Genomic DNA, 24330 nt, shown 5'->3' with positions numbered 1-24330 from the left:
TCCGGTGCGCACCACGCCGCGGGTTTCTACCGCGCCTTTGCGGAAGTCGTCCGGCGTCACCCCATCAAGCGGCGGAACATGCTGATAAAGGCCGAGGCGCTGGCGTAGCCCAGGTCCAGCGCCACCGTTTCCACGGTTTGCCCTGCATCCAGCAGCAGCATGGCCTTGACCACCCGCAGGCGCTGGCACCATTGCCCTTCAGGATAAAATTTTGGATCTATAGAGGGATGAGGACACCCACGCAAGTCACGCGCCAGGGGGAGACTTATTCAGCGTTGCCTTAAGCCATATCCCTGCTGGGATTTCCGTCGGGTTTCCGGCTTCAATCACCCGCCCCCAACGCTCCCCCACACGCAAACCCACTCGCCCAAGCCCACTGAAAGTTATACCCCCCCAGCCACCCGGTCACGTCCACCACCTCGCCAATAAAAAACAGCCCTGACTGCTTCGACTCCATGGTCTGGGACGACAAATCCCGCGTGTCCACGCCCCCGGCGGTGACCTCGGCTTTTTTGTAGCCTTCCGAGCCGTTGGGTACCAGTTCCCAGCGGGCGAGCTTTTCGGCCAGTTGGGCCAGGGCTTTGTCTGTGGCATCGCAGATGGGCTTTTGCCAGGCCGGGTCTTGGCCTGCCCAGGCATCGGCGAGGCGTGAGGGGACGAGCTGGGCGAGTTCGTTTGCAATCAGCTTGCGCGATGTAGCTTTGGCGCGGGACAGGGCGGGGGGCAGATCGACATCGGGGGCCAGGTTCAGGCGGATGGGCGTGCCCTCGCGCCAGTAGCTGGATATTTGCAGCACGGCCGGGCCGCTCAGGCCCCGGTGGGTGAACAACAGGTCTTCTAGGAAGGCGGTTTTGGCTTTTTTGGTGCCGACTTCGATCTGCACCGGCAGGGCCAGGCCGGACAGGTGGGCGTAGGGGGCCCAGGCGGCGCTGTCGAAGGTCAGCGGCACCAGGGCGGGGCGGGGGGTGACCATGCGCAGGCCGAACTGTTGGGCGATGCGGAACCCAAAGTCGGTCGCGCCGATCTTGGGGATGGACAGGCCGCCGGTCGCCACTACGATCTGCGGCGTGGTGATAGTGCCATGGCTGCTATCAATGGTGTAGCTGCCTGCCAAGGTAATATCTGCGCTAGAGGCAGAAAAGGCTATATTTTTAACCGTGCACGGCTGCCAGCGGGTCACATTGCCGGTGGCGCACTCGGCCAGCAGCATGGTGATGAGGTCTTCGGCGCTGCGGTCGCAAAAGAGCTGGCCTTTGTGCTTTTCGTGGAAGGCGATGCCGTGCCTTGTCATCAGCGCGGTGAAGTCTTTGGGCGTGTAGCGGCTGAGGGCGCTGCGGCAGAAGTGCGGGTTGTCGCTGAGGAAGTTGGCGGGGGTTACGTCCCGGTTGGTGAAGTTGGCGCGGCCACCGCCGGAGATGCGGATTTTCTCGGCCACTTTTTCGCTGTGGTCGATCACCAGCACCTTCAAACCGCGTTGCCCGGCGATACCGGCGCAGAACAAACCGGCGGCACCTGCGCCGATAATCACGGCATCAAAATTATGCATTAAATCGGCCTCTAGCGCATGCAGATGCTAGGCAAGCAGCTATTAAAATCATTGTGAAGCTCCCAGCGCCTTGGCACGCGCTTGGGTGTAGGCGAGGGCTTGCGCATCCGGCGTGGTTTGCGTGGGCCAGCCCTGCAGATGGTTTTGCACCAGCGTGCCCAGGGCGGTGATCCAGTCAGGTTCACCGTTCAGGCAGGGGATGTAGTGGAACTCTTTGCCGCCCGCGTTCAGAAAAGCGGCTTTGCCCTCCATGGCGATTTCTTCCAGGGTTTCCAGGCAGTCGCTGGTGAAGCCGGGGCAGACGGCATCCACGCGTTTGACTCCGGCTTTGCCCATGGCAATCAGGCTGGGCTCGGTGTAGGGCTCCAGCCATTTGGCGCGGCCCAGGCGGGACTGGAAGGTGAGCTTGTACTGCTCTTTGCTCAGGTCGAGCGCGTTGGCTAGCAGGCGGGCGGTTTTTTGGCATTCGCAGTGGTAGGGGTCGCCCAGCTGCAAGGTGCGCGCGGGCACGCCGTGGAAGCTCATCACCAGCTGGTCGGGCCGACCGTGCTGCTGCCAGTGGCTGCGGATGCGGCGGGCCAGGGCGGCAATGTAGCCCGCGTCGTCATGGTAGCGGTTGATGAAGCGCAGCTCGGGGATGTTGCGGGTGTGGGCGGCCCAGTCGTACACCGCGTCGAACACGCTGGCGGTGCTGGTGGCCGAATACTGGGGGTAGGCGGGCACGATGAGCACGCGGGTCACGCCATTGGCTTTGAATTTGTCCAGCTGCTCGGCGATGGACGGACTGCCGTAGCGCATGGCGTAGTCCACCTGCACCCGGTGGCCGCGCTCGCCCAGCCAGCCTTGCAGCAACGTGGCCTGCTGTGCCGTGCCGGTGCGCAGCGGGGAGCCCTGCGGGGTCCAGATGCTGGCATATTTGGCGGCCGATTGCTTAGGCCGCGTGCGCAAAATGATGCCGTGCAGGATCACCTTCCAGATGACCTTGGGGATCTCAATCACGCGGTGGTCGCTGAGGAACTGCCTCAGATAAGGCCGCACTGCCGCTGCGGTGGCCGCGTCGGGCGTGCCCAGATTGCAGTACAGCACGCCGGTGCGGGCGATCTGTGCATGGTTGAAAGGGGGTTCTGGGCGGAAGGGGGATGCGAATAGGGACATGGCGGTATTCTCATGCACCTATGCTGAACACTTCCCACATCCAAGCCATATCCCTCGACCTGGACGACACCCTGTGGCCCGTTTGGCCCACCATTGAGCGGGCCGAAGCCACGCTGCTGCAGTGGCTGGCCGACCACGCCCCGGCCACGGCAGCGCGGTATCCGAGCACTCTGGCGCTGCGCGCGGTGCGTGAAGAATTGGAGACCCAGCGGCCCGATCTGCGGCACGACTTGAGCGCGCTACGCCTTGAATCCATCCGCCTGGCACTCAAGCTGGCGGGCGACAACCCGGCGCTGGCAGACGACGCCTTCGAGGTATTTTTTGCCGCCCGCCAGTGCGTGGACTTTTACCCCGATGCCCTGCCTGCGCTGGCCCGGCTGGCGGCGCGCTATCCCCTGGTGGCTTTGAGCAACGGCAACGCTGACGTGCACCGCGTCGGTATCGGCCATCTGTTCCACGCCGCAGTGAGCGCCCACGCATTCGGCGTACCCAAGCCCGACCCGCGTATCTTCCACGCTGCCGCCAGTGCCGCCCAGGTGGCCCCGCACGCTGTGCTGCATGTGGGTGACGACCCGCTGATGGACGTGGTGGGTGCTGTCAATGCAGGCATGCAGACGGTGTGGGTGAACCGCGCCAGCCACACCTGGGACCACCCCATCCAGCCGCACTTGCACGTGGTGGAGCTGGGGGCGCTGTGCCTGGCGCTGGGAATCTGAAAATTTAGATAAAAAGTGACTCCAGCGCATATTTAACTTGCGCTGTATGCTATTAAATAAATAGCACTTGCGCGCCCAGCCATGCGGCGCGTGTTCCTACACACAGGGCATGGTTTGGCCGACGTACAAGCCCCGCCCCTCGCAGGAAGATGGAAACACCTACCGAGCCGCCTAGCAAAGTACACAGGCGGATCGGATTCCATTCCATTTCCTGAAGGAGCATTGTTATGTCGAACGAAATCAACCTCAACCCCGGCTTGCTGGGTGGCCTGGCAGTCCCGATGGCGGTGCCGGCAGAGGGCGTCAGCGATGCCGAGCTGCCCATGCACAACGACGACGTGGTCGCCACGCTAAACGATCTTATTGAAACCTGCTACGACGGGGAATATGGTTTCAAGGCCTGTACCGAGCGCACCCATACGGCTAACCTGAAAGCCGTATTTGCAGCGCGGATGCACGAATGTGCCAGCGCAGCAGCCGAGCTGGCGAGCGAGGTGGTGCGCCTGGGCGGCAAACCCGAAGACAGCGGTACCGTTAGCGGCACGGTGCACCGTGGCTGGGTCGCCATGCGGGAGATGTTGACCAGTGACGATGGCAACGACTTGGCGGTGCTGGACGAGTGCGAGCGCGGCGAGGACATCGCCCTGGGCCGCTACCGCAAGGCCGTCAAAGAGGCGTTGCCGTTAGACATTCGCACCATCGTCGAGCGCCAGATGCAGGGCGTGCAAAAGAACCATGACACTATCAGGTCGCTGCGCGACGACCACAAGCCCCAGCGTTAAATAGCGTTGATACCGCTGATCCCACTCCGCACCGCGCCCTCCAGCGTCGCGGGGTACGGCCCGTGCACATAGTCGCCGCAGGCCATCAAGCCGGGGGCGATGTGCTGAGCGGGCCGCTGTAAGCCGGGCGTGCAGGCAAAGGTGGCGCGTTTTTCCACCACCGTGCGCATCGGCTGCAGGTCGGGCAAGCCAAGTTGAATACGGCCCTGGGCGATGACAGCATCCTGCAGCGTTTGCCGGTCGCCCTGGCTTGCACTGACCACAAACGCCAGCAGGCCTGCGGAGCCGCCAAGCTGGCCCCGGTCAAATACAAACTGGGCAGGGCCACCGCGCAGCGACAGCATGGGCTGGACAAGCCGTGCATCGCAGGTGGCGTACACCGTGGCGATGGACTCGAATTGAAGCGCGTGGGTGTGCTGTAGCCAGGTACCTGCCGACACGCCACTGCCCTCCACCAGCCGGACCGCCTCCCACGGGGGGCAGGCCAACAGCACCTGGTCGAACACAACACCGTCCACCCTCCATTGCGCGCCCTCCGGCTGTATGGTCTGCACGCGGTGGCCTAACGTGACGGTGGCCCCGTGTTGCTCCAGCCAGCGCAAGGCGGGGGTGGGGAAGAGGGTGCCCAGATCGACGCTGGGCAACAGTAAATTGGAACCACCGGGCGCGCCGAACAGCGAATCCTGGACCACCCGCAAAAATACCTGGCCGCTGGAGCGGTCGGCCGGTGTATTGAGCGCCGCCACGCACAGGGGGTCGATCAGTTCGTTCACCACACGCGCTGTGAGTGCGGTGCACAGGTCGGCGACGGATTGTGGGGGGCGGCACTGGAAGCGCGCCAGTTGCCAACCGACTGCCGTGCGGAGCAAAGCCGCCTTATCGCGCCAGCCCCAGCCACGGGCTTGCAGGATGCCGACAAAGGCGTCTAAGGGCGCGGGCAGGCGGGGCAAACGCAGGCCCTGGCCGTCGGGGAACAGCAGGGTCAGCGGCAGGCGCACCAGGGCCTGGTCCACATCCACGCCCACCGTACGCATCAGCCGCAGCGTGTCGGTGTACGCCCCAATCAGGATGTGCTGGCCGTTGTCGAGTTCGGTGCCCAATAGGGCTCTAGCCCTTCCACCCACTGCACGGGATGCTTCAAAAACAGTAGCGTGGTGCCCGGCCTGGGTGGCGGTGACGGCGGCTGCCAGTCCGGCCCAGCCTGCGCCAACCACCGCTATTTTCATAACCTATTGAGCGCCTGCACACGCCAAGCCAGCCAGAGCTTGCGCAGCGGCGTGAGGCTGACGCGCTGGTGCAGCACCTGAAAGTTGTCGGCCTCTATCTCGCGCAGCAAGGTGCGGTAGATGCTGGCCATCATCAGCCCTGGCTTTTGGGCACGGCGGTCGGCGGCGGGCAGCATCGCGAAGGCTTCTTCGTACAAGGCGTGGGCACGCTGGGCCTGGAAGCGCATCAGGGCGGTGAAGCGGTCGGAATAGGTGCGCTTCAAAATTTCGTGGGCTTTCACGTCGAACTGCTGCAGCTCGTTGACTGGCAGGTAGATGCGGCCCATCAACGCGTCTTCGCCCACGTCGCGGATGATGTTGGTGAGCTGAAAAGCCAGGCCCAGGGTGTGGGCGTACTGGGTGGTGGCCGGGTCGGTCTGGCCAAAGATGCGGGCCGATACTTCGCCCACCACGCCCGCCACCAGGTGGCAGTAGCGCTGCAGGCCGGGGAAGTCCAGGTAACGGGTTTGCTCCAGGTCCATGTTGCAGCCTTCGATGATGGCCTGCAGGTGGCGCTGCTCGATCTGGTAGTCGGCGGCCAGCGGCACCAGGGCTTTCATCACCGGGTGGGTAGGCTGGCCTGCATACGCGTTGGCGACTTCGCTTTGCCACCAGGCCAGCTTGGTGCGGGCCACACCGGCGTCGGCGGTTTCGTCCACCACGTCGTCCACCTCTCGGCAGAAGGCATAGAAGGCGGTGATCGCGGCCCGGCGCGGCTTGGGCAGGAACAGAAAGGCGTAGTAGAAGCTGCTGCCAGAAGAAGCGGCTTTGTTTTGGACGTATTGCTCGGGAGTCATGAAAAAAGGCTCACCCCCAGGCTATAGCGCGAGCGCTTTGCGCCAACCCCCTTGCAGGGGGTAACACCAGCAGCCTGGCAATGCCAGTTCTGCGGTGTTTTTGGGCGGCGCTCGTTATGCCTGCAAAAGGGGTTGGATGGTTGCGTAGTAGTTTGTGCATTGTTACATCCACAGCGCGCGCCACAGCATCACTGGGATATCGCGTTTGCCGACCGTGGGGCGGGTGTGGCGGGTGGCAAAGCCCAGGGCTTCGATCTTGTCCAGAATGCGCAGGCCGCCTTGCACCACCAGGCGCAGCTCCCAGCCCGCGCGGCCCGGTACGCGGTGCACCAGCGGGGCGCCGCGCTGCATGAGCGCGCGGGCCCAGGCCACGTTTTCCACCATCAACTGGGTCAGTGCCGGGCTTTGGGGTTGCTGGTCCAACGCGGCGGGGTCCACGCCGTGGTGTAGGCAGCGGTCTTGCGGCAGGTAGAAGCGGCCCCGGGGAAGGTCGAGGCTGATGTCTTGCCAAAAATTGATGAGCTGCAAGGCGCTGCAGATCGCGTCGCTTTGCTGCAGCGCCTGCGCATTTTTTACGCCATACAGGTGTAGCAGCAGGCGGCCCACGGGGGCGGCAGAGCGCTGGCAATAGTCCAGCAGCTCGGCGCGGTCGGCATACCCGGTTTGATCCCTGGTTTTGACGACATCCTGGGTGAACGCGCTGAGCAGGTCGGCAAGCAGCGGCGGGGGCAGCTTCCATTGCGCGATGGCCGCCTGCAACGGGCCAAATACCCGGGGCCAGCGGGTGGATGTGGGCTGTTGGAGGGCGGCTGCGGCCAGGTCCGCACGGTAGACAGCTAGGTCGTCCAGCCGCTGCTGGGCAGAGGCCGTGCCCTCATCGGCGATGTCGTCCGCCGTGCGCGCAAACCAGTAGATGGCAGCGATGGGTGGACGCAGCCGGGCCGGACACAAGACCGACGCCACCGGAAAATTTTCATAGTGGTTGACAGTTTGTGGGGTAGCATTTTGGGTCGGTGGGGCGAGTACATTCACGCGGGGATTGTCGCTTGACAAGCCTAACCCGTTCTTCTAAATTACTAACCCGCTAGTCAGTAACCATGGCTGTGGCCTTTTCGCCGTTTTCACGACTTTTGCAGTGCCCCGGTGTGGGTCGTTGGGTCCGCCATGCGGACACTGCGCCAGTCCTATTTTCTTAGGCTTGCTATGTCACATTATTTCTTTTTGCCGCCCAGCGTGCGTCCCCTGTTTCGTGCCAGCGTGTGCTGTGTCGGGATGGTCGCCGTGTTGGCGGCATGTTCCAAGCCAGAGCCTGCGCCCGAGCCCATCCGTGCTGTCAAGGTGCTAACGGTCGCCCCCAGCGGCCTGCAGGCATCCCAGGAGTTTGCCGGTGAAGTGCAGGCGCAGACCGAGTCGGCGCTGGGTTTTCGGGTGGCGGGCAAGATCATCCAGCGCCAGGCCGAGCTGGGCCAGCGCGTCAAGGTGGGCCAGGTGCTGGCCCAACTCGATCCGCAAGACTACAAGCTGGCCGCCGACGCGGCCCGTGCGCAACTAGCCTCGGCGGCTACCAACCGCGATCTGGCCGATGCTGACTACAAGCGCTATAAAGAACTGAAAGAGCAGAACTTCATCAGCAGTGCCCAGCTGGAGCAGCGCGACAGCGCCCTCAAGTCGGCCCAGGCCCAGGTGCAGCAGGCGCAGGCGCAACTCGCGTCCCAGGGAAACCAGGCGACGTATACGCGGCTGGTGTCGGATGTGGCCGGCGTGGTGACCGCCATTGCCGCCGAACCTGGCCAGGTCGTGGCGGCAGGGACACCGGTGGTGCGGGTGGCCCGAGACGGGGCGCGGGACGTGGTGTTTGTGGTGCCCGAAGACCGGGTGGCAGCTGTCACGCTGGGGTCGGACGTGGAAGTGCGGGTCTGGGCCAGCACCACCAAACTGCAAGGCAAGGTGCGCGAGGTAGCCGCCAGCGCCGACCCAGTGACGCGGACCTTCCAGGTGAAGGTAGCGATTGACCCCGCGATGGCCCCCAAGCTGGGAACCACGGTCTATGTAGTGCCGCAGTCCTTAAGTCTGGCGGGCCTGCCAGTCATCAAGCTGCCCACCAGCGCGCTCAAGCAAGAGGCGAACGGGGCTACCGCTGTATGGGTGGTGGATCCGGGCAGCATGACCGTGAAGTCGCAGCCGGTGGTGATTGCCACGGCCGATGGCAATGACGCGGTGGTTGCCAGCGGTTTGCAGCCGGGCATGCTGGTGGTGTCCGCAGGCGTGCATGTGTTGTCACCCGGGCAAAAAGTGAGTTTTTACAGGCCAAAAACGACCCCTGCGCAGACAAAATCTACGCCGAATGCTATAGATACAGTAGCGCCTCCCGCCGCCAAGCCCGCGTCTGTGGCCCAGTGAGCTTGAGATGATGCAACCCCATACCCCTGACCAGCCCAAGCCGGGCTTTAATCTTTCCCAATGGGCGCTGGAGCATCCGGCGCTGACCCGCTACCTGATGGTGGTGCTGATGGTGATGGGCTTCGCCGCCTACTTCCAGCTCGGGCAGGACGAAGACCCTCCGTTCACGTTCCGCGCCATGGTGCTGCGCACCTATTGGCCGGGCGCTACGGCCCAGCAAGTGGCCGAGCAGGTGACGGACAAACTGGAGCGTACGCTGCAAGAGGTGCCGTATGCGGACAAGATCCGCAGCTACTCCAAGCCCGGCGAGTCGCAGATCATTTTCCAGATCAAGGACTCCAGCAAAAGCAGCGATGTGGCCAACCTTTGGTACGTTGTGCGCAAGAAAATCGGCGATATCGCCTACACCCTGCCGTCGGGCGTGCAAGGGCCGTTTTTCAACGACGATTTCGGCGATGTGTATGGTGTGATTTACGCGCTGGAGTCAGACGGCTTCAGCAACGCCGAGCTGAAGGTGTTTGCCGACGACGTGCGCCAGCAGTTGCTGCGGGTGCCCGACGTGGCCAAGGTAGAACTTTTTGGCGTGCAGGACGAGGCCGTCTATATCGAGCTTTCGCAGAAGCGCTTGTCCCAGATGGGCTTGGACATCAACCAGGTGCTGGCGCAAATCGGCCAGCAAAACGCGGTGGAGAGCGGCGGAACGGTGCAGACACCGCTGGACGTGGTGCAGGTGCGGGTAGCAGGGCAGTTTGAAGCGGTGGAGCAGTTGGCGGCCATGCCTTTGAAGAGTTCGGCTACCGCCGCCGGGGGCGGGCAGCTGCGCCTGGGCGATATCTCCACCATCACCCGGGGTTACGTCGATCCACCCACCGTCAAAGTACGCCACCAGGGCAAGGAGGTGATTGCGGTGGGGGTGTCGATGGCCAAGGGGGGCGACATCATCGCGCTCGGCAAGGCGATGGATGCCTTGTCTGTGCGCATCGGTAAAAGTCTGCCGGCCGGCGTCAAGCTGGTGCAGGTGCAAGACCAGCCCAAGTCGGTCACCACGTCGGTCAATGAATTTGTCCACGTGCTGATCGAGGCGGTGGTGATTGTGCTGGTGGTGAGTTTTGTCAGCCTGGGCCTGCACAAGCGCCCCGGTAAAAATCCATTTTGGCGTAGCTACACGCTGGACATGCGGCCCGGTCTGGTGGTGGGCATCACGATTCCGCTGGTGCTGGGCGTGACCTTTTTGGGCATGTGGTACTGGGGCATCGGATTGCACAAGATTTCGCTGGGCTCGTTGATCATTGCCTTGGGCCTGCTGGTGGACGATGCCATCATCGCCGTGGAAATGATGGTGCGCAAAATGGAAGAGGGCTACGACAAGGTGCGTGCTGCCACTTTCGCCTACGAAATCACCGCCATGCCGATGCTGACCGGTACGCTGATCACGGCCGCGGGCTTTCTGCCCATCGGTATCGCCAAGTCGATCACCGGCGAATACACGTTTGCGATTTTTGCCGTGACGGTGCTGGCCCTGCTGCTGAGCTGGATTGTGTCGGTGTACTTTGTGCCCTACCTGGGGGTGCTGCTGCTGAAAGCGCCGCCGCATGCCAAGGTGCTGCAGGAGAGCGGGCATGGCGGGCAGGCCGAGAAGGCCGAGAAGTCCGATATGGCGGCCCACGGGCATGAAACCTTCAACACGCCGTTTTACAACCGCTTCCGCCGCCTGGTGGGCTGGTGCGTGCTGCACCGCTGGACCACGATCGCCATCACTTTGTTGATTTTTGCGCTGGGCATTGTGGGCATGGGCAAGGTGCAGCAGCAGTTCTTCCCCGACTCCAGTCGACCTGAAATCATGGTGGACATCTGGTTCCCGGAGGGTACGTCGTTCCAGGCCAACGAGGCCACTGCCAAGCGGGTAGAGGCCCGTTTGATGCAGGAGTCCGCTGTGAGTAGCGTCACGGCCTGGGTGGGGTCGGGGGTTCCCCGGTTCTATTTGCCGCTGGACCAGGTATTTCCCCAGACCAATGTGACCCAGTTCATCGTGGTGTCCAAGGATTTGAAGCAGCGGGAGACTTTGCGGGTCAGGCTGCCGGCATTGCTGGCCAGTGAATTTCCCGAGGTGCGTGGTCGCGTCAAGCTGTTGCCCAATGGGCCACCGGTGGCGTACCCCGTGCAGTTCCGGGTGGTGGGAAGCGACCCGGCCATGCTGCGTTTGCGGGCCGATGAGGTGAAAGCCGTGATGCGCCAGAGCCCCAATACCCGGGGTGTGAACGACAACTGGAACGAGTCGGTGAAGGTCATGCGGTTGGAAGTAGACCAGGCCAAAGCCCGCGCACTGGGCGTCACCAGCCAGTCGATTGCGCAGGCTGCCAAGGTGATTTTGAACGGCACCACCGTCGGTCAGTTCCGGGAGAACGACAAGCTGATCAACATTGTGTTGCGCCAGCCGCTGGATGAACGCAGCCAGATTACCGACATTGCCAACGCTTACCTGCCTACGTCCACCGGCCGTTCGATTCCGCTGCTGCAAATCGCCAAGCCGGTGTTTGACTGGGAGCCCGGCGTCATGTGGCGTGAAAACCGCGACTACGCCATCACGGTGCAGAGCGATATTACCGAGGGTCTGCAAGGCGCTACCGTCACCAATGAGCTGTTGCCCACCCTAAAGGCGCTGGAAGCCCAGTGGGCTGCCAAGGGGCTGGGTGCCTACAGCATCCAGGTCGCTGGTGCGGTGGAAGAAAGCAGCAAAGGATCGGAGTCCATCGCTGCGGGCATCCCCATCATGTTGTTCCTCACCTTCACCTTGCTGATGCTGCAACTGCAAAGTTTCAGCCGGGCTATGCTGGTGTTTTTGACCGGCCCGTTGGGCATAGCCGGGGTTGCGGGAGCGTTGATCTTGCTGGGCCGCCCGTTTGGCTTTGTGGCGCTGTTGGGTGTAATTGCACTGATGGGCATGATTCAGCGCAATTCGGTGATCCTGATTGACCAGATCGAGCACGAACGCGCCCGGGGCGTGCCCACCTGGGACGCGATCGTGGAGTCGGCCGTGGGGCGTTTGCGCCCGATTGTGCTAACGGCGGCAGCGGCGGTGCTGGCCATGATCCCGTTGTCGCGCTCGGTGTTCTGGGGGCCGATGGCCGTGGCCATCATGGGCGGCCTGATCGTGGCTACGGTGCTGACCCTGCTGGCCTTGCCCGCCATGTACGCCGCCTGGTTCCGGGTCCGGCGCGACTCGCATTGAGGCCCAGGTTAGCCCGTACGAAATCGGGTCTGCGGGCACGCTAAAATAGCGGGCTGACCGATTTCACACAAACGGTCTTGGGGTCACCCCAAGACCGTTTGTTAGTTCTGAATCTGCGCGGGTGGCGAAATTGGTAGACGCACCAGGTTTAGGTCCTGACGTCCGCAAGGATGTGGGGGTTCGAGTCCCCCCCCGCGCACCACACTTTTTTATACGAGACCGAGACCAAGATGGCAGTTACTGTTGAAACCCTTGAAAAGCTGGAACGCAAAATTACGCTGTCCCTGCCTGTGGATGTGATCCAGAACGAAGTGGCTACCCGTCTCAAGAAGATGGCCCGCACCGTCAAGATGGACGGCTTCCGCCCAGGCAAAGTGCCCATGAACGTGGTTGCCCAGCGCTACGGCTATTCGGTCCACTACGAAGTCATGAACGACAAGGTGGGCGAGGCTTTTGCCGTGGCCGCCAACGAAGCCAAGCTGCGTGTCGCCGGCCAGCCTCGCATCAGCGAAAATGAATCCTCGCCCGAAGGCCAAATGGCTTTTGACGCGATTTTCGAAGTTTTCCCCGATGTCAAGATCGGTGACCTGGGCACTGCCGAAGTCGAAAAAATCACCGCTGCGGTGGACGACGGCGCAATAGACAAGACGGTCGAAATCCTGCGCAAGCAACGCCGTACCTTCGCCCAGCGCGCGCTCGAAGCTGCTGCCGAAGACGGTGACCGCGTGACGGTGGACTTCGAAGGCAAGATCGACGGCGAAACCTTCGAAGGCGGCAAGGCCGAAGCCTTCCAGTTCCTGGTTGGCGAAGGCCAGATGCTGAAAGAATTCGAAGATGCCGTGCGTGGCATGAAGTCCGGCGAAAGCCGCACCTTCCCGCTGGCATTCCCGGCCGACTACCACGGCAAAGACGTGGCTGGCAAGCAAGCTGACTTCATGGTCACCGTGAAGAAGATCGAAGCCGCCCACCTGCCCGCCGTGGACGAGGCCCTGGCCAAGTCGCTCGGCATTGCCGACGCTACGGTCGAAGGCCTGCGTGCCGACATCCGCAAAAACCTGGAGCGTGAAGTCAAGTTCCGCGTGCTGGCTCGCAACAAGCAGGCCGCCATGGACGCTTTGGTGTCCAAGTCGGAACTTGATTTGCCCAACTCCAGCGTGCAAACCGAACTGAACCGCCTGGTCGAAGGTGCACGTGCTGATTTGAAGCAGCGTGGCATCAAGGATGCGGACAAGGCTCCGATTCCCGACGACATTTTCCGCCCACAGGCCGAGCGCCGCGTGCGCCTGGGTCTGGTCGTGGCCGAGTTGGTGCGCAGCAATGCACTGCAAGCCACCACCGAGCAAATCAAGGCCCACATTGAAGAGTTGGCTGCCAGCTACGAAAAGCCCACCGACGTGGTTCGCTGGTATTACAGCGACAACCAGCGCCTGGCCGAAGTCGAAGCCATCGTGATCGAAAGCAATGTCACCGAATTCGTTCTGGGCAAAGCCCAAGTGGTAGAAAAAGCGGTTGCCTTTGACGAACTGATGGGTCAAAACTGAAGGTTTTGTATTTTTAAAACAATGGGGTTGGTGTGTGGATTGAACTCCCGCGTACCAGCCCCATTTGTTTTGTTTAAAGTAACACAGGACTTACGCAAGTTCCCTCTGTAAGCCCGCAGGGCGGTACTGGGGCGCCGCGTAAGTCCTATAACATCTGTTCAAACTTCGGAGTCACCCCATGTACAGAAACCAAGCTGACAGCATCCCGTTCGGCGCTTACGATTCATTGCAAACCGAGGCCCTGGGACTGGTGCCCATGGTGATTGAGCAGTCCGGTCGTGGCGAGCGCTCTTATGACATCTACTCGCGTCTGCTGAAAGAGCGCGTGATTTTCCTGGTGGGCCCGGTAGAAGACTACATGGCCAATCTGGTGGTGGCCCAGTTGCTCTTCCTGGAAAGCGAAAACCCGGACAAAGACATTTCGCTCTACATCAATTCGCCCGGTGGCTCCGTCAGCGCAGGTTTGGCAATTTTCGACACCATGAACTTCATCAAACCCGATGTGTCCACGCTGTGCACGGGTATGTCGGCCAGCATGGGCTCTTTCTTGTTGGCCGCCGGTGCGAAAGGTAAGCGTTTTGCTCTGCCCAACTCCAGCGTCATGATCCACCAGCCCTCGGGTGGCGCGCGCGGCATGGCCAGCGACATTGAGATTTCGGCCCGGGAAATTCTGAAGACGCGTGAGCAGCTCAACAAGATCTACGCCGAGCGCACCGGCCAATCCGTAGAGAAAATTGCGCGTGACATGGAGCGCGACTACTGGTTGTCCGCCAATGAAGCGAAAGAATACGGCTTGGTAGACCAGGTCATCTCCAAACGTTCCTAAACCTGAAAATAGACGGGTTAACACCCCATAACGGCGTTTTCTGCAACAGAAAGCGCCGTTTTTATTTGGTTATCATTCAGTAACGACTGAAAAGGCATTCCTCCCATGGCCGAGAAAAAAGGCTCCTCCAGCGAAAAAACCCTGTACTGCTCCTTCTGCGGCAAAAGCCAGCACGAAGTGAAAAAGCTGATTGCAGGGCCTTCGGTGTTTATTTGCGATGAATGCATTGACCTGTGCAATGACATCATCCGTGACGAGCTGCCCGCTGGGACCGAAGCCCGCGATGCCGGTGCTGCGCTGCCCACCCCGGTAGACATCAAGAATAATTTAGACAATTACGTCATTGGCCAAGAGGTCGCCAAGCGCACCCTGGCGGTGGCCGTGTACAACCACTACAAGCGCCTGCGCCACAAGGAAACCGCCAAAAAGGACGAGATCGAGCTGACTAAAAGCAACATCCTCTTGATTGGCCCTACCGGTTCCGGCAAAACTCTGCTGGCCCAGACCCTGGCCCGTATGCTGGACGTGCCCTTTGTGATGGCCGATGCCACCACCCTGACCGAAGCCGGTTACGTGGGGGAAGACGTGGAGAATATCGTCGCCAAGCTGCTGCAAAGCTGCAACTACGAAGTCGAGCGGGCCCAGCGCGGCATTGTCTATATCGATGAGATCGACAAAATCTCACGCAAGTCAGACAACCCCTCCATCACCCGCGACGTGTCGGGCGAGGGCGTGCAGCAGGCCTTGCTCAAGCTGATCGAAGGCACCATGGCCAGCGTGCCGCCCCAGGGCGGGCGCAAGCACCCGAACCAGGACTTCTTGCAGGTTGATACCACCAACATCCTCTTCATTTTGGGTGGCGCGTTCTCGGGGCTGGAAAAAGTTATCGGCAACCGCACCGAATCGTCGGGCATCGGCTTTGGCGCTGCCGTCAAAAGCAAGGCGCAGCGCAGCCTGACCGAGGTGTTCCGCGATGTCGAACCCGAAGATCTGATCAAGTTTGGCCTGATTCCCGAGCTGGTGGGCCGCATGCCGGTGGTCGCCACCCTGGCCGAGCTCAGCGAAGATGCGTTGGTGCAGATTCTGACCGAGCCGAAGAACGCCCTGGTCAAGCAGTACAGCAAGCTGCTGGCCATGGAAGGTGTGGACCTGGAAATCCGTCCGTCGGCCCTCAAAGCCATCGCCAAAAAGGCGCTGGCCCGCAAGACTGGCGCGCGCGGCTTGCGCTCGATACTGGAGCTGTCCTTGATCGACACCATGTTCGATCTGCCCACCAACCACAATGTGGATAAAGTGGTGGTGGACGAGTCGACAATTGACGAAAACAAGCCGCCACTGCTGGTGTACCGCGAAGCCGCCAAGAAGGCCTGACAGGAGTCAACTTAGCCCCGCTGCAAAATAAGGAGCGGGGCAGGTTGAAAATTACCGCTCGAAGTCCATATTCAACAGGTTACTCAAAGGATCTTCATGTCCGGACACACTCCACTACCTGCCGAACCCCTCGACCTGCCCCTGCTGCCTCTGCGCGATGTGGTGGTCTTCCCCCATATGGTGATTCCCCTGTTCGTGGGGCGGCCCAAGAGCATCAAGGCGCTGGAAGCCGCGATGGAGTCTGACCGCCGCATCATGCTGGTGGCCCAAAAGGCCGCAGCCAAGGACGAGCCTTCGGTGTCCGACATGTTCGATGTCGGCTGCATCTCCACGATTTTGCAGATGCTGAAGCTGCCGGACGGCACGGTCAAGGTGCTGGTCGAAGGCCAGCAACGCGCCCGCGTCAACCACATCGACGACGGTGAATCGCATTTCACGGCCAACACCACACCGGTAGTAGCGGCTGCGCCGGTGCAGAAGACCACCGAAATCGAAGCCCTGCGCCGCGCCGTGATGCAGCAGTTTGACCAGTACGTCAAACTCAACAAGAAGATACCGCCCGAGATCCTGACTTCGATCTCCAGCATTGACGACCCCGGTCGTCTGGCCGACACCATTGCCGCCCATTTGCCGCTCAAGCTCGACAGCAAGCAGGTGGTGCTGGACTTGTCCGACGTGCGCGAGCGCCTGGAGAACCTGTATGGCCAGCTAGAGCGCGAAGTAGACATCCTGAATGTCGACAAAAAAATCCGTGGCCGCGTCAAGCGCCAGATGGAGAAAAACCAGCGCGACTTTTACTTGAACGAGCAGGTCAAGGCGATTCAGAAAGAGCTGGGTGAAGGCGAAGAGGGCGCAGACATCGACGAGATTGAGAAAAAGATCAAACTCGCCAAGATGTCGAAAGAAGCCCTGAAAAAGGCCGAGAGCGAACTCAAAAAGCTCAAGCTTATGTCGCCCATGTCTGCCGAAGCCACGGTGGTGCGCAACTACATCGACGTGCTCACCGGTTTGCCGTGGAGCAAGAAAACCAAGATCAAGCACGACCTGCGCAATGCCGAAGGCGTGCTCAACGAGGACCATTTTGGGCTGGACAAGGTTAAGGACCGCATTCTGGAATATCTGGCGGTGCAGCAGCGCGTGGACAAAGTCAAGGCACCCATTTTGTGCCTGGTGGGTCCTCCAGGCGTGGGTAAAACCTCGCTGGGCCAGTCGATTGCCAAGGCCACCGGGCGCAAGTACGTGCGCATGGCCCTGGGCGGTATGCGCGACGAGGCCGAGATTCGCGGCCACCGCCGTACCTACATCGGTGCGTTGCCGGGCAAGGTGCTGCAAAGCTTGAGCAAGATAGGCACCCGCAATCCGCTGTTTTTGTTGGATGAAATCGACAAACTCGGCACGGATTTCCGCGGCGACCCGTCAAGTGCGCTGCTGGAAGTGCTAGACCCCGAGCAAAACCACACCTTTGGTGACCACTACGTGGAAGTGGACTTCGATCTGAGTGACGTGATGTTTGTCGCCACCTCGAACTCGATGAACATTCCTTCGGCCCTGCTGGACCGTATGGAAGTGATCCGTCTGTCGGGCTACACCGAAGACGAAAAGACCAACATCGCTGTCAAATACCTGTTGCCCAAGCAGTTGAAGAACAACGGCCTGGCCGAGTCCGAACTGCTGGTGAGCTTTGAGGCGGTGCGCGACATCGTGCGTTACTACACCCGTGAAGCCGGTGTGCGCTCGCTGGAACGCGAACTCTCCAAGATTTGCCGCAAGGTGGTCAAGGGTTTGCTGCTCAAAGAAATGGTGCCGCAGGTGAAGGTCACGGCCGACAACCTGAATGACTATTTGGGCGTGCAAAAGTACAGCTATGGCCGTGCCGAGCAGCAAAACCAGATCGGCCAGGTGGTGGGTTTGGCCTGGACCGAGGTCGGTGGCGATTTGCTCACCATCGAGGCAGCCATCATGCCTGGCAAGGGCGTGATCACCCGCACCGGTTCGCTGGGCGACGTGATGAAAGAGTCGGTAGAAGCGGCCCGTACCGTGGTGCGCAGCCGTTCCAAGCGCCTGGGCATCAAGGACGAAGTGTTCGAGAAAAAGGACATTCACATCCACGTGCCCGATGGCGCCACGCCCAAGGACGGTCCCAGCGCGGGTGCGGCCATGACCACGGCCTTTGTATCGGCCCTGACCGGCATTCCGGTGCGCGGCGATGTGGCCATGACGGGCGAAATCACCCTGCGCGGTGAAGTCACGGCGATTGGTGGACTGAAAGAAAAGCTGCTGGCCGCTTTGCGCGGCGGCATCAAGACGGTGCTGATTCCCGAAGAAAATGCCAAAGACTTGCAGGATATTCCTGAGAATGTCAAAAACGGCTTGGAAATTATTCCGGTGAAATGGATCGACCAGGTGCTGGAAGTGGCCTTGGAGCGCATGCCCCAGCCGTTGCCGGACGAAGAGCCGGTGGTAGCGGCCCCTGTGGCGCTGGATGCTGCGGTGGCCGCACCTGCAGTCGCGGTCAAGCACTGATCCGCTGGCTCAAACGGAAGGCCGATGGGGCGTTGGCTCCATCGGCCTTCGGTCGTTTTAGGCCCGGTTTTGCAATTTCAGAGATAATCGGGGTTTACCCACGCCACGTGGGTGCAATTTGCTATTGTTTGAATAGCCACAACCCTTCCGGATTTGATGAGCGATACCCCCCTGGATTCTTTCTCGCAGCTGCAGCTTGCAGAACCCCTGTCACGTGCTGTGGCCGACATGGGCTACACGGCAATGACACCCATCCAGGCGCAAGCCATTCCGGTGGTGTTGCAAGGGCGTGACGTGATGGGCGCTGCCCAGACCGGCACCGGCAAAACAGCGGCTTTCTCGCTGCCCTTGCTGCAACGCATGCTCAAGCATGAAAACGCCTCTACCTCGCCCGCCCGCCATCCGGTGCGCGCCCTGGTGCTGCTACCCACGCGCGAGCTGGCCGACCAGGTGGCCCAGGCCGTCAAGTCGTATGCCAAGCACACCAACCTGCGCAGTGCCGTGGTGTTTGGCGGCATGGACATGAAGCCACAGACGCTGGAGCTGAAAAAAGGTGTGGAGATCCTGGTCGCCACACCAGGCCGCCTGCTGGACCATATCGAAGCCAAGAACGCGGTGCTGAACCAGGTGGAGTACGTGGTGCTGGACGAAGCCGACCGCATGCTCGACATCGGCTTTTTGCCCGACCTGCAGCGCATCCTGAGCTACCTGCCCAAGCAGCGCACCACCTTGCTGTTTTCGGCCACGTTCTCGCCCGAAATCAAGCGCTTGGCCAGCAGCTATCTGCAAGACCCGGTCACCATCGAAGTGGCCCGCTCCAACGCCACCGCCTCCACGGTGGAGCAGCATTTCTACAGCGTCAACGCCGACGACAAGCGCCGTGCCCTGCACCAGGTGCTCAAGTCGCGTGGTATGAAGCAGGCCTTTGTGTTTGTAAACAGCAAGCTGGGCTGCGCCCGCTTGGCCCGTTCGCTGGAAAAAGAAGGCCTGAAAACCACCGCCTTGCATGGCGACAAAAGCCAGGACGAGCGTTTAAAGGCCCTTGACTCCTTCAAAAAAGGCGAAGTAGACCTGCTGGTGTGTACCGATGTGGCCGCCCGCGGTCTAGACATCAAGGACGTACCTGCGGTGTTCAATTTCGACGTGCCCTTCAATGCCGAAGACTATGTGCACCGCATTGGCCGCACCGGCCGCGCCGGCGCATCTGGCTTGGCGGTGAGCTTTGTGGCGGGCAGCGATGCGCGCCTGGTAGCCGATATCGAAAAGCTGATCAAGACCAAGATCGAACTCGAACCCATGGAGTTCGAAGAAGACACCCCCAAGATCCGCGAGCAAGGCCGTATCAACGACGGTCGCCGCGCCTGGGGTGGTGACGATCCACGCGATGTGATCGACGCGCCGCGCCCGGCTCCTCGCGCCCCGCAGCAGCGCCACAGCGCGCCGCGCGACCCATTCTTTGACAAACCCTACGAAGCACCTGCGGCTGCCGTGGCACCCAACTGGGAAGCTGCGGCCAAACATGCCACGGTGCGCGGGATCTCGGCCAACATCAAACCCAAGCGCAAAGTTGCGGCCTTGTTCAAGGCCGTCGCCCAGCCTGTAGCGGCCTAATTTCCGGGGCGCTGCGCCTGTTCGCAGCGCACCTGGATAAGTTCGTTGGCCGCCGGGCTGGCCCCGACCTTCAGCGCACTGAGCGCACCGCCCCACACACAGCCGGTGTCCAGCGACAGCACGTCGCTGCGGCCCAACCAGCCCAGCGTGGACCAATGGCCAAAGGCGACGGCCATGGTGGCGGTTTGTCTGCCTGGCACGTCAAACCACGGCAGGTAACCCTCGGGGCGGATGCCCGCGCCTTCCTTGCTATCAAATTCCATCACCCCGTCTGCGGTGCAAAAGCGCAGCCGGGTGAGTGCGTTCACGATCACCCGAAGCCGGTCTGCGCCTTGCAAAGTCTCGCTCCACTGCGATGGGGTATTCCCGTACATCTGGCCTAGAAATGCCGCCAAGTGGGAGCCGCGTAGCACCGTCTCCACTTCGCCTGCCAAGGCCATGGTCTGCGCCGCGCTCCAACTGGGCAGCACACCAGCGTGCACCATCAAAATGTCCTGGCCCTCCAGCGTCTCGCGCATGGCCAGGCGCTGTTGGCGTAGCCAGTCGAGCAGCGCGGCGCGGTCTGGAGCCTGCAGGATGCCTTCTAGCGTGTCCAGGCGGTGCGTGGGGCGTATGCCCTGGGCGGCAGCCAGCAAATGCAGGTCGTGGTTGCCCAGCAGGCAGCGGGCGGCATCGCCATAGGCCATCAGGCGGCGCAGCACCGCCAGAGAAGACGGTCCCCGGTTCACCAAATCGCCCAGCAGATAAATCGTGTCGCGGCTAGGCGAGAAGTCCAACCGGTCCAAAAGCCGTTGCAGCGGGCCATCGCAGCCCTGCAAATCGCCAATCAAGTAAAGTGCCATGTGTTTATTTTCACCTCTGGTCCATGGATTTATTGCTGATTTTGCTGTTGACCTTGCTCAACGGTGTGTTTTCGATGTCGGAGCTGGCGCTGGCTTCCAGCCGCAAGGCGCGGCTGACGGCCATGGCCGAATCGGGGGACAAGGGGGCCAAAGCGGCGCTGGCGCTGCTGGACAATCCCACCCAATTCTTGTCTTCGGTGCAGGTGGGCATCACCTCGATCGGTATGGTCAACGGCATTTTGGGCGAAGCCGCGTTCAGCGACGGTGTTTCGGCCTGGCTGCAGCATTGGGGCGTGGCGCATGGCGCAGCCGATGTGTCGGCCACAGTGATTGTGGTCACGGCCATCACCTTCATCACCATCGTATTTGGCGAGCTGGTGCCCAAACGCATCGGCCAGCTGTACCCTGAGCTGGTGGCGCGCCACGTGTCGCGCCCCATGACCTATGTGGCCTCTGGTGCCAAACCCTTTGTGCGCCTGCTGTCGTTCAGCACCCATGCCGTGCTGAAGCTGCTGCGCATCGACAATGCGGCGGGCCGGGCTGTCACCGAAGAAGAAATTGTGGCCAGCCTGGAGGAGGGCGTGGACGCAGGCGTGATCGAGGAGCACGAGCACCAGATGGTGCAAAACGTCTTCCGCCTGGACGAACGGCCCCTGACCTCGCTGATGGTGCCACGTACCGACGTGGAATGGATGGATGCCTCGCATACCGTGGCGCAGTGCCTGCAAGAGGCCAGCAGCAGCGCTGCCAAGGGCTCGCACTCCTGGTACCCCGTGTGCCGGGGCTCGTTGGACGATGTGGTGGGTGTGATCAGCGTGGGCCGCCTGCTGGAGTTGGGGGCCGATCTGCCCGGCCCGGTGGAGCCGCACGCGCTGCCCGCCGCGTTTTTGCCCGAAACCTTGAGCGGCATGGAGCTGCTGGAGCAGTTTCGCGCCAAATCGGGCCGCATGGTGTTTGTGGTGGATGAATACGGCGTGGTGCAGGGCCTGATGACTCCGCGCGACCTGCTGGAGGCCATCACCGGCGAGCTGCAGCCCGGTGCGCAGGCCGATGCCTGGGCCACCCAGCGCGAAGACGGCTCCTGGCTGCTGGACGGGCTGATGCCGGTCAACGAGCTCAAGTCGCGCCTGGACATCAAAGACCTGCCCGAAGAAGACCGAGGCCGCTACAACACCGTGGCGGGGCTGCTGATGTCGGTGTCGGGCCGCATGCTGGCCACGGCCGAGCGCATCGAGTGCGCAGGGTGGGTGTTTGAAGTGGTGGACCTGGACGGCAAGCGCATCGACAAGGTGCTGGCCACCGCCTTAGCTACCGCAGACTAGGTTTTTGCCTGGCGCAGCCGGGACAGTTGCTCGTCTTCCAGTTGGCGGCGTTTTTGCTGCTGCTTGAGCAGTTCTTCGGCGCGAATGGCTTCGACTTCTTCGGCCGTCAGTGCCTTGTCAAACGTCAATTCCATGCCGCCTGCGCTGGCGGGTTCGCCCCGGGCGCTTTTCAGCTTCATGTTCAGGCGCAGTTCGTTGGCGGAGTCGGCGTTGCGCAGGGCTTCTTCGTAGGAAATCTGGCCCTCGTTGTACAGCTCGAACAGCGCCCAGTCGAAGGTGCGCATGCCGAGTTCGCGCGACTTCTCCATCAAGGCTTTGAGGTCGGCAAACTGGCCTTTGAAGATGCGGTCGGCCACCAGCGGCGTGTTGAGCAAAATCTCTACCGCGGCGCGGCGGCCCTTGCCGTCTTCGGTGCGCACCAGCCGCTGCGACACGATGCCACGCAGGTTGGCCGACAAATCCATCAGCAGTTGGTTGCGTCGCTCTTCGGGGAAAAAGTTGATGATGCGGTCCAGCGCCTGGTTGGCGCTGTTAGCGTGCAGCGTGGCCAGGCACAGGTGGCCGGTTTCGGCAAAGGCAATAGCGTGCTCCATGGTCTGCGGGTCGCGGATTTCGCCGATCAAAATCACGTCCGGGGCCTGGCGCAAGGTGTTTTTCAGCGCGTGGTGCCAGGAATGCGTGTCCACCCCCACCTCGCGGTGGCTGACCAGCGACATTTTGGAGGTGTGCACGTACTCCACCGGGTCTTCCACGGTGATGATGTGGCCGCCCGAGCTGCTGTTGCGGTGGTCGATCATGGCCGCCAGGGACGTGGATTTGCCCGAGCCCGTGCCGCCCACCACCAGCACCAGCCCGCGCTTGTGCATGATGACTTCCTTCAGCACCTCGGGCAGGGCCAGGGTGGCAAAGCTGGGGATCTCGGCGGCAATGGTGCGGATCACCATGCTGACGTTTTGCTGCTGCACAAACACGTTCACCCGAAACCGCGCCACGCCCGGCAGCGCCATGGCGAAGTTGCATTCCATCTCCTTGGCGAACTCGGCGTTTTGCCGCGCATTCATCATCGCCTGGGCCAGCATGCGGGTCACGTCGCCGCTGAGCTTTTGGGCGGACAGCGGTTTCATCTCGCCGTGCGCCTTCATGCTGGGGGCAAAGTCGGTGGCGATAAACAGGTCCGAGCCACCCGCCTGGTGCATCGCCGCCAGCAGCTTGTGCATGTAGCTGCGGGCCTGGTCTTCGGTGAGTGCGGACATGGTAGATCTTGATTTGCTATTATTTATATAGCTACTAGTGCAGATGGAATATGCGCTAGAGGCCTATTTCTTATAAATTTATGCTACGACGACAGCCGCGCCGTTGCCGCGCATGCCGATGGCACCAATCTCGAATACCGACTCGCCCAGGCCGCGCAAGGTCTGTGCGGTGGCCGCTGCTACGGCTGCGTCCACCACCACCACCATGCCGATGCCGTTATTGAAGGTGCGGTTCATCTCAAAGTCGTCGATACCGGCGGTCTTTTGCAGCCAGGCAAACAGCTCTGTCTGCGGCCAGCTGCCCTTGACCAGGTGCGCCGCCGTGCCCTCGGGCAACACCCGGGGAATGTTCTCCAGCAGGCCGCCGCCGGTGATGTGGGCCAGGGCTTTGATGCCGCCGGGCGAGGCGGCATCTTCCGAATGCGGGTGCTCGGCCAGCGCGGCCAGCACGTTCTTCACATACAGGCGGGTCGGCTCCATCAGGGCCTGTTTGAAGGATTTGCCGTCCAGCGTGGCGGGGGCCGCATCACCAGCGCGCTCTATGCACTTGCGCACCAGGCTGAAGCCGTTGGAATGCACGCCGCTGCTGGCCAGGCCTAGCACTACGTCACCGGGCTGAATGTCGCGGCCCGTCAGAATCTTGGACTTTTCGACAGCACCGACGGCAAAACCTGCCAGGTCGTACTCACCCGCGGGGTACATGCCGGGCATTTCCGCGGTTTCGCCGCCGATCAGCGCGCAGCCGCTCAGTTCGCATCCCTTGGCGATGCCGCCCACCACCGCCGCAGCGGTGTCTACGTCCAGCTTGCCGCAGGCAAAGTAGTCCAGAAAAAACAGCGGCTCGGCACCTTGTACCAGCACGTCGTTGACGCTCATGGCCACCAGGTCGATACCCACGGTGTCGTGCATGTTCCACTCAAACGCCAGGCGCAGCTTGGTGCCCACGCCGTCGGTTCCGCTGACCAGCACCGGCTCTTTGTAGCGCTTGGGCACTTCAAACAGCGCGCCAAAGCCGCCAATCCCGGCCAGCACGCCTTCGCGCATGGTTTTTTTAGCCAAGGGTTTGATGCGCTCGACCAGCGCGTCGCCTGCGTCGATATCGACCCCCGCGTCTTTGTAGGAGAGGGGGGCGGTGTGGGAAGAGGTCATGG

General features: G+C 61.8%; 19 protein-coding genes and 1 tRNA gene. 11 read left to right on the top strand and 9 right to left on the bottom strand.

The window, feature by feature from the left end:
• Positions 1 to 56: 56 nt before the first annotated feature.
• The 3 genes from AC097L_RS05400 to hemH all read right to left on the bottom strand — a co-directional run bounded on the left by AC097L_RS05400 (position 57) and on the right by hemH (position 2701).
• Positions 57 to 161, bottom strand: coding sequence for a helix-turn-helix domain-containing protein (locus AC097L_RS05400; protein WP_479585195.1), 105 nt, complete (start codon positions 159 to 161; stop codon positions 57 to 59).
• Between the two features lie 161 nt (positions 162 to 322).
• Complete coding sequence (locus AC097L_RS05395) at positions 323 to 1546, bottom strand: BaiN/RdsA family NAD(P)/FAD-dependent oxidoreductase (RefSeq protein WP_479585190.1); 1224 nt, start codon at positions 1544 to 1546, stop codon at positions 323 to 325.
• A 48-nt stretch (positions 1547 to 1594) separates the two neighbouring features.
• Positions 1595 to 2701, bottom strand: a complete 1107-nt coding sequence (gene hemH, locus AC097L_RS05390) for a ferrochelatase (RefSeq protein ID WP_479585186.1) — start codon at positions 2699 to 2701, stop codon at positions 1595 to 1597.
• A 20-nt stretch (positions 2702 to 2721) separates the two neighbouring features.
• Between hemH and AC097L_RS05385 the strand changes: the two genes are divergently transcribed.
• Positions 2722 to 3417 carry an HAD family hydrolase gene (locus AC097L_RS05385; protein WP_479585182.1) on the top strand — a complete coding sequence of 232 codons (696 nt, stop codon included), beginning with the start codon at positions 2722 to 2724 and terminating at the stop codon, positions 3415 to 3417.
• 227 nt (positions 3418 to 3644) lie between these two features.
• Positions 3645 to 4199, top strand: a complete 555-nt coding sequence (locus tag AC097L_RS05380) for a PA2169 family four-helix-bundle protein (RefSeq protein ID WP_479585179.1) — start codon at positions 3645 to 3647, stop codon at positions 4197 to 4199.
• Here the strand turns inward: AC097L_RS05380 and hpnE are convergent.
• From hpnE to hpnC, 3 genes are all read right to left on the bottom strand, one after another.
• Positions 4196 to 5425 carry a hydroxysqualene dehydroxylase HpnE gene (gene hpnE / locus AC097L_RS05375; protein WP_479585177.1) on the bottom strand — a complete coding sequence of 410 codons (1230 nt, stop codon included), beginning with the start codon at positions 5423 to 5425 and terminating at the stop codon, positions 4196 to 4198. The genes AC097L_RS05380 and hpnE overlap by 4 nt on opposite strands.
• Positions 5422 to 6261 (bottom strand): presqualene diphosphate synthase HpnD, encoded by an 840-nt coding sequence (gene hpnD / locus AC097L_RS05370; protein WP_479585175.1) that lies wholly within the window; start codon positions 6259 to 6261, stop codon positions 5422 to 5424. Before hpnD ends, hpnE begins: the two co-directional genes overlap by 4 nt.
• 162 nt (positions 6262 to 6423) lie before the next feature.
• Positions 6424 to 7293, bottom strand: a complete 870-nt coding sequence (hpnC, locus tag AC097L_RS05365) for a squalene synthase HpnC (protein WP_479585171.1) — start codon at positions 7291 to 7293, stop codon at positions 6424 to 6426.
• A gap of 240 nt (positions 7294 to 7533) precedes the next feature.
• On the opposite strand from hpnC, the gene AC097L_RS05360 reads away from it, so the two are divergent.
• From AC097L_RS05360 to AC097L_RS05325, 8 genes are all read left to right on the top strand, one after another.
• The gene (locus tag AC097L_RS05360; RefSeq protein WP_479585472.1) at positions 7534 to 8661 is read left to right on the top strand and encodes an efflux RND transporter periplasmic adaptor subunit; all 1128 of its coding nucleotides are present in this window, start codon (positions 7534 to 7536) and stop codon (positions 8659 to 8661) included.
• Between the two features lie 7 nt (positions 8662 to 8668).
• Positions 8669 to 11890, top strand: a complete 3222-nt coding sequence (locus AC097L_RS05355) for an efflux RND transporter permease subunit (RefSeq protein WP_479585168.1) — start codon at positions 8669 to 8671, stop codon at positions 11888 to 11890.
• A gap of 115 nt (positions 11891 to 12005) precedes the next feature.
• Positions 12006 to 12092, top strand: a tRNA-Leu gene (locus tag AC097L_RS05350).
• A gap of 28 nt (positions 12093 to 12120) precedes the next feature.
• A complete protein-coding gene (gene tig, locus AC097L_RS05345; protein WP_479585165.1) occupies positions 12121 to 13431 on the top strand; it encodes a trigger factor in 1311 nt (436 codons plus the stop codon).
• A gap of 178 nt (positions 13432 to 13609) precedes the next feature.
• Positions 13610 to 14257: an ATP-dependent Clp endopeptidase proteolytic subunit ClpP gene (gene clpP / locus AC097L_RS05340; protein ID WP_479585161.1), complete on the top strand. Its 648-nt coding sequence runs from the start codon at positions 13610 to 13612 to the stop codon at positions 14255 to 14257.
• 105 nt (positions 14258 to 14362) lie between these two features.
• Positions 14363 to 15628: an ATP-dependent Clp protease ATP-binding subunit ClpX gene (clpX, locus tag AC097L_RS05335; RefSeq protein ID WP_315189983.1), complete on the top strand. Its 1266-nt coding sequence runs from the start codon at positions 14363 to 14365 to the stop codon at positions 15626 to 15628.
• Between the two features lie 96 nt (positions 15629 to 15724).
• Positions 15725 to 18151, top strand: a complete 2427-nt coding sequence (gene lon / locus AC097L_RS05330) for an endopeptidase La (protein ID WP_479585157.1) — start codon at positions 15725 to 15727, stop codon at positions 18149 to 18151.
• Between the two features lie 156 nt (positions 18152 to 18307).
• On the top strand, positions 18308 to 19762 hold the full coding sequence (locus AC097L_RS05325; RefSeq protein WP_479585152.1) for a DEAD/DEAH box helicase: 1455 nt from the start codon (positions 18308 to 18310) through the stop codon (positions 19760 to 19762).
• Here the strand turns inward: AC097L_RS05325 and AC097L_RS05320 are convergent.
• Positions 19759 to 20604, bottom strand: a complete 846-nt coding sequence (locus AC097L_RS05320) for a symmetrical bis(5'-nucleosyl)-tetraphosphatase (RefSeq protein WP_479585148.1) — start codon at positions 20602 to 20604, stop codon at positions 19759 to 19761. The two genes, AC097L_RS05325 and AC097L_RS05320, sit on opposite strands and share 4 nt — an antisense overlap.
• Positions 20605 to 20627: 23 nt before the next feature.
• On the opposite strand from AC097L_RS05320, the gene AC097L_RS05315 reads away from it, so the two are divergent.
• On the top strand, positions 20628 to 21926 hold the full coding sequence (locus AC097L_RS05315; RefSeq protein WP_479585143.1) for a hemolysin family protein: 1299 nt from the start codon (positions 20628 to 20630) through the stop codon (positions 21924 to 21926).
• On the opposite strand, the gene AC097L_RS05310 is transcribed toward AC097L_RS05315, so the two are convergent.
• Together AC097L_RS05310 and purM are read right to left on the bottom strand one after the other, a co-directional pair.
• Complete coding sequence (locus AC097L_RS05310) at positions 21923 to 23179, bottom strand: PilT/PilU family type 4a pilus ATPase (RefSeq protein WP_479585140.1); 1257 nt, start codon at positions 23177 to 23179, stop codon at positions 21923 to 21925. The two genes, AC097L_RS05315 and AC097L_RS05310, sit on opposite strands and share 4 nt — an antisense overlap.
• Before the next feature lie 78 nt (positions 23180 to 23257).
• Entirely contained in the window at positions 23258 to 24328 is a 1071-nt protein-coding gene (gene purM, locus AC097L_RS05305) for a phosphoribosylformylglycinamidine cyclo-ligase (protein WP_479585138.1), read from the bottom strand.
• Positions 24329 to 24330: the final 2 nt, after the last annotated feature.

The organism is Rhodoferax sp. RT5P35, from assembly GCF_056521385.1.
The sequence above is the reverse complement of the archived record's forward strand: the minus strand, read 5'-3'. Positions and strand labels throughout refer to the sequence as shown.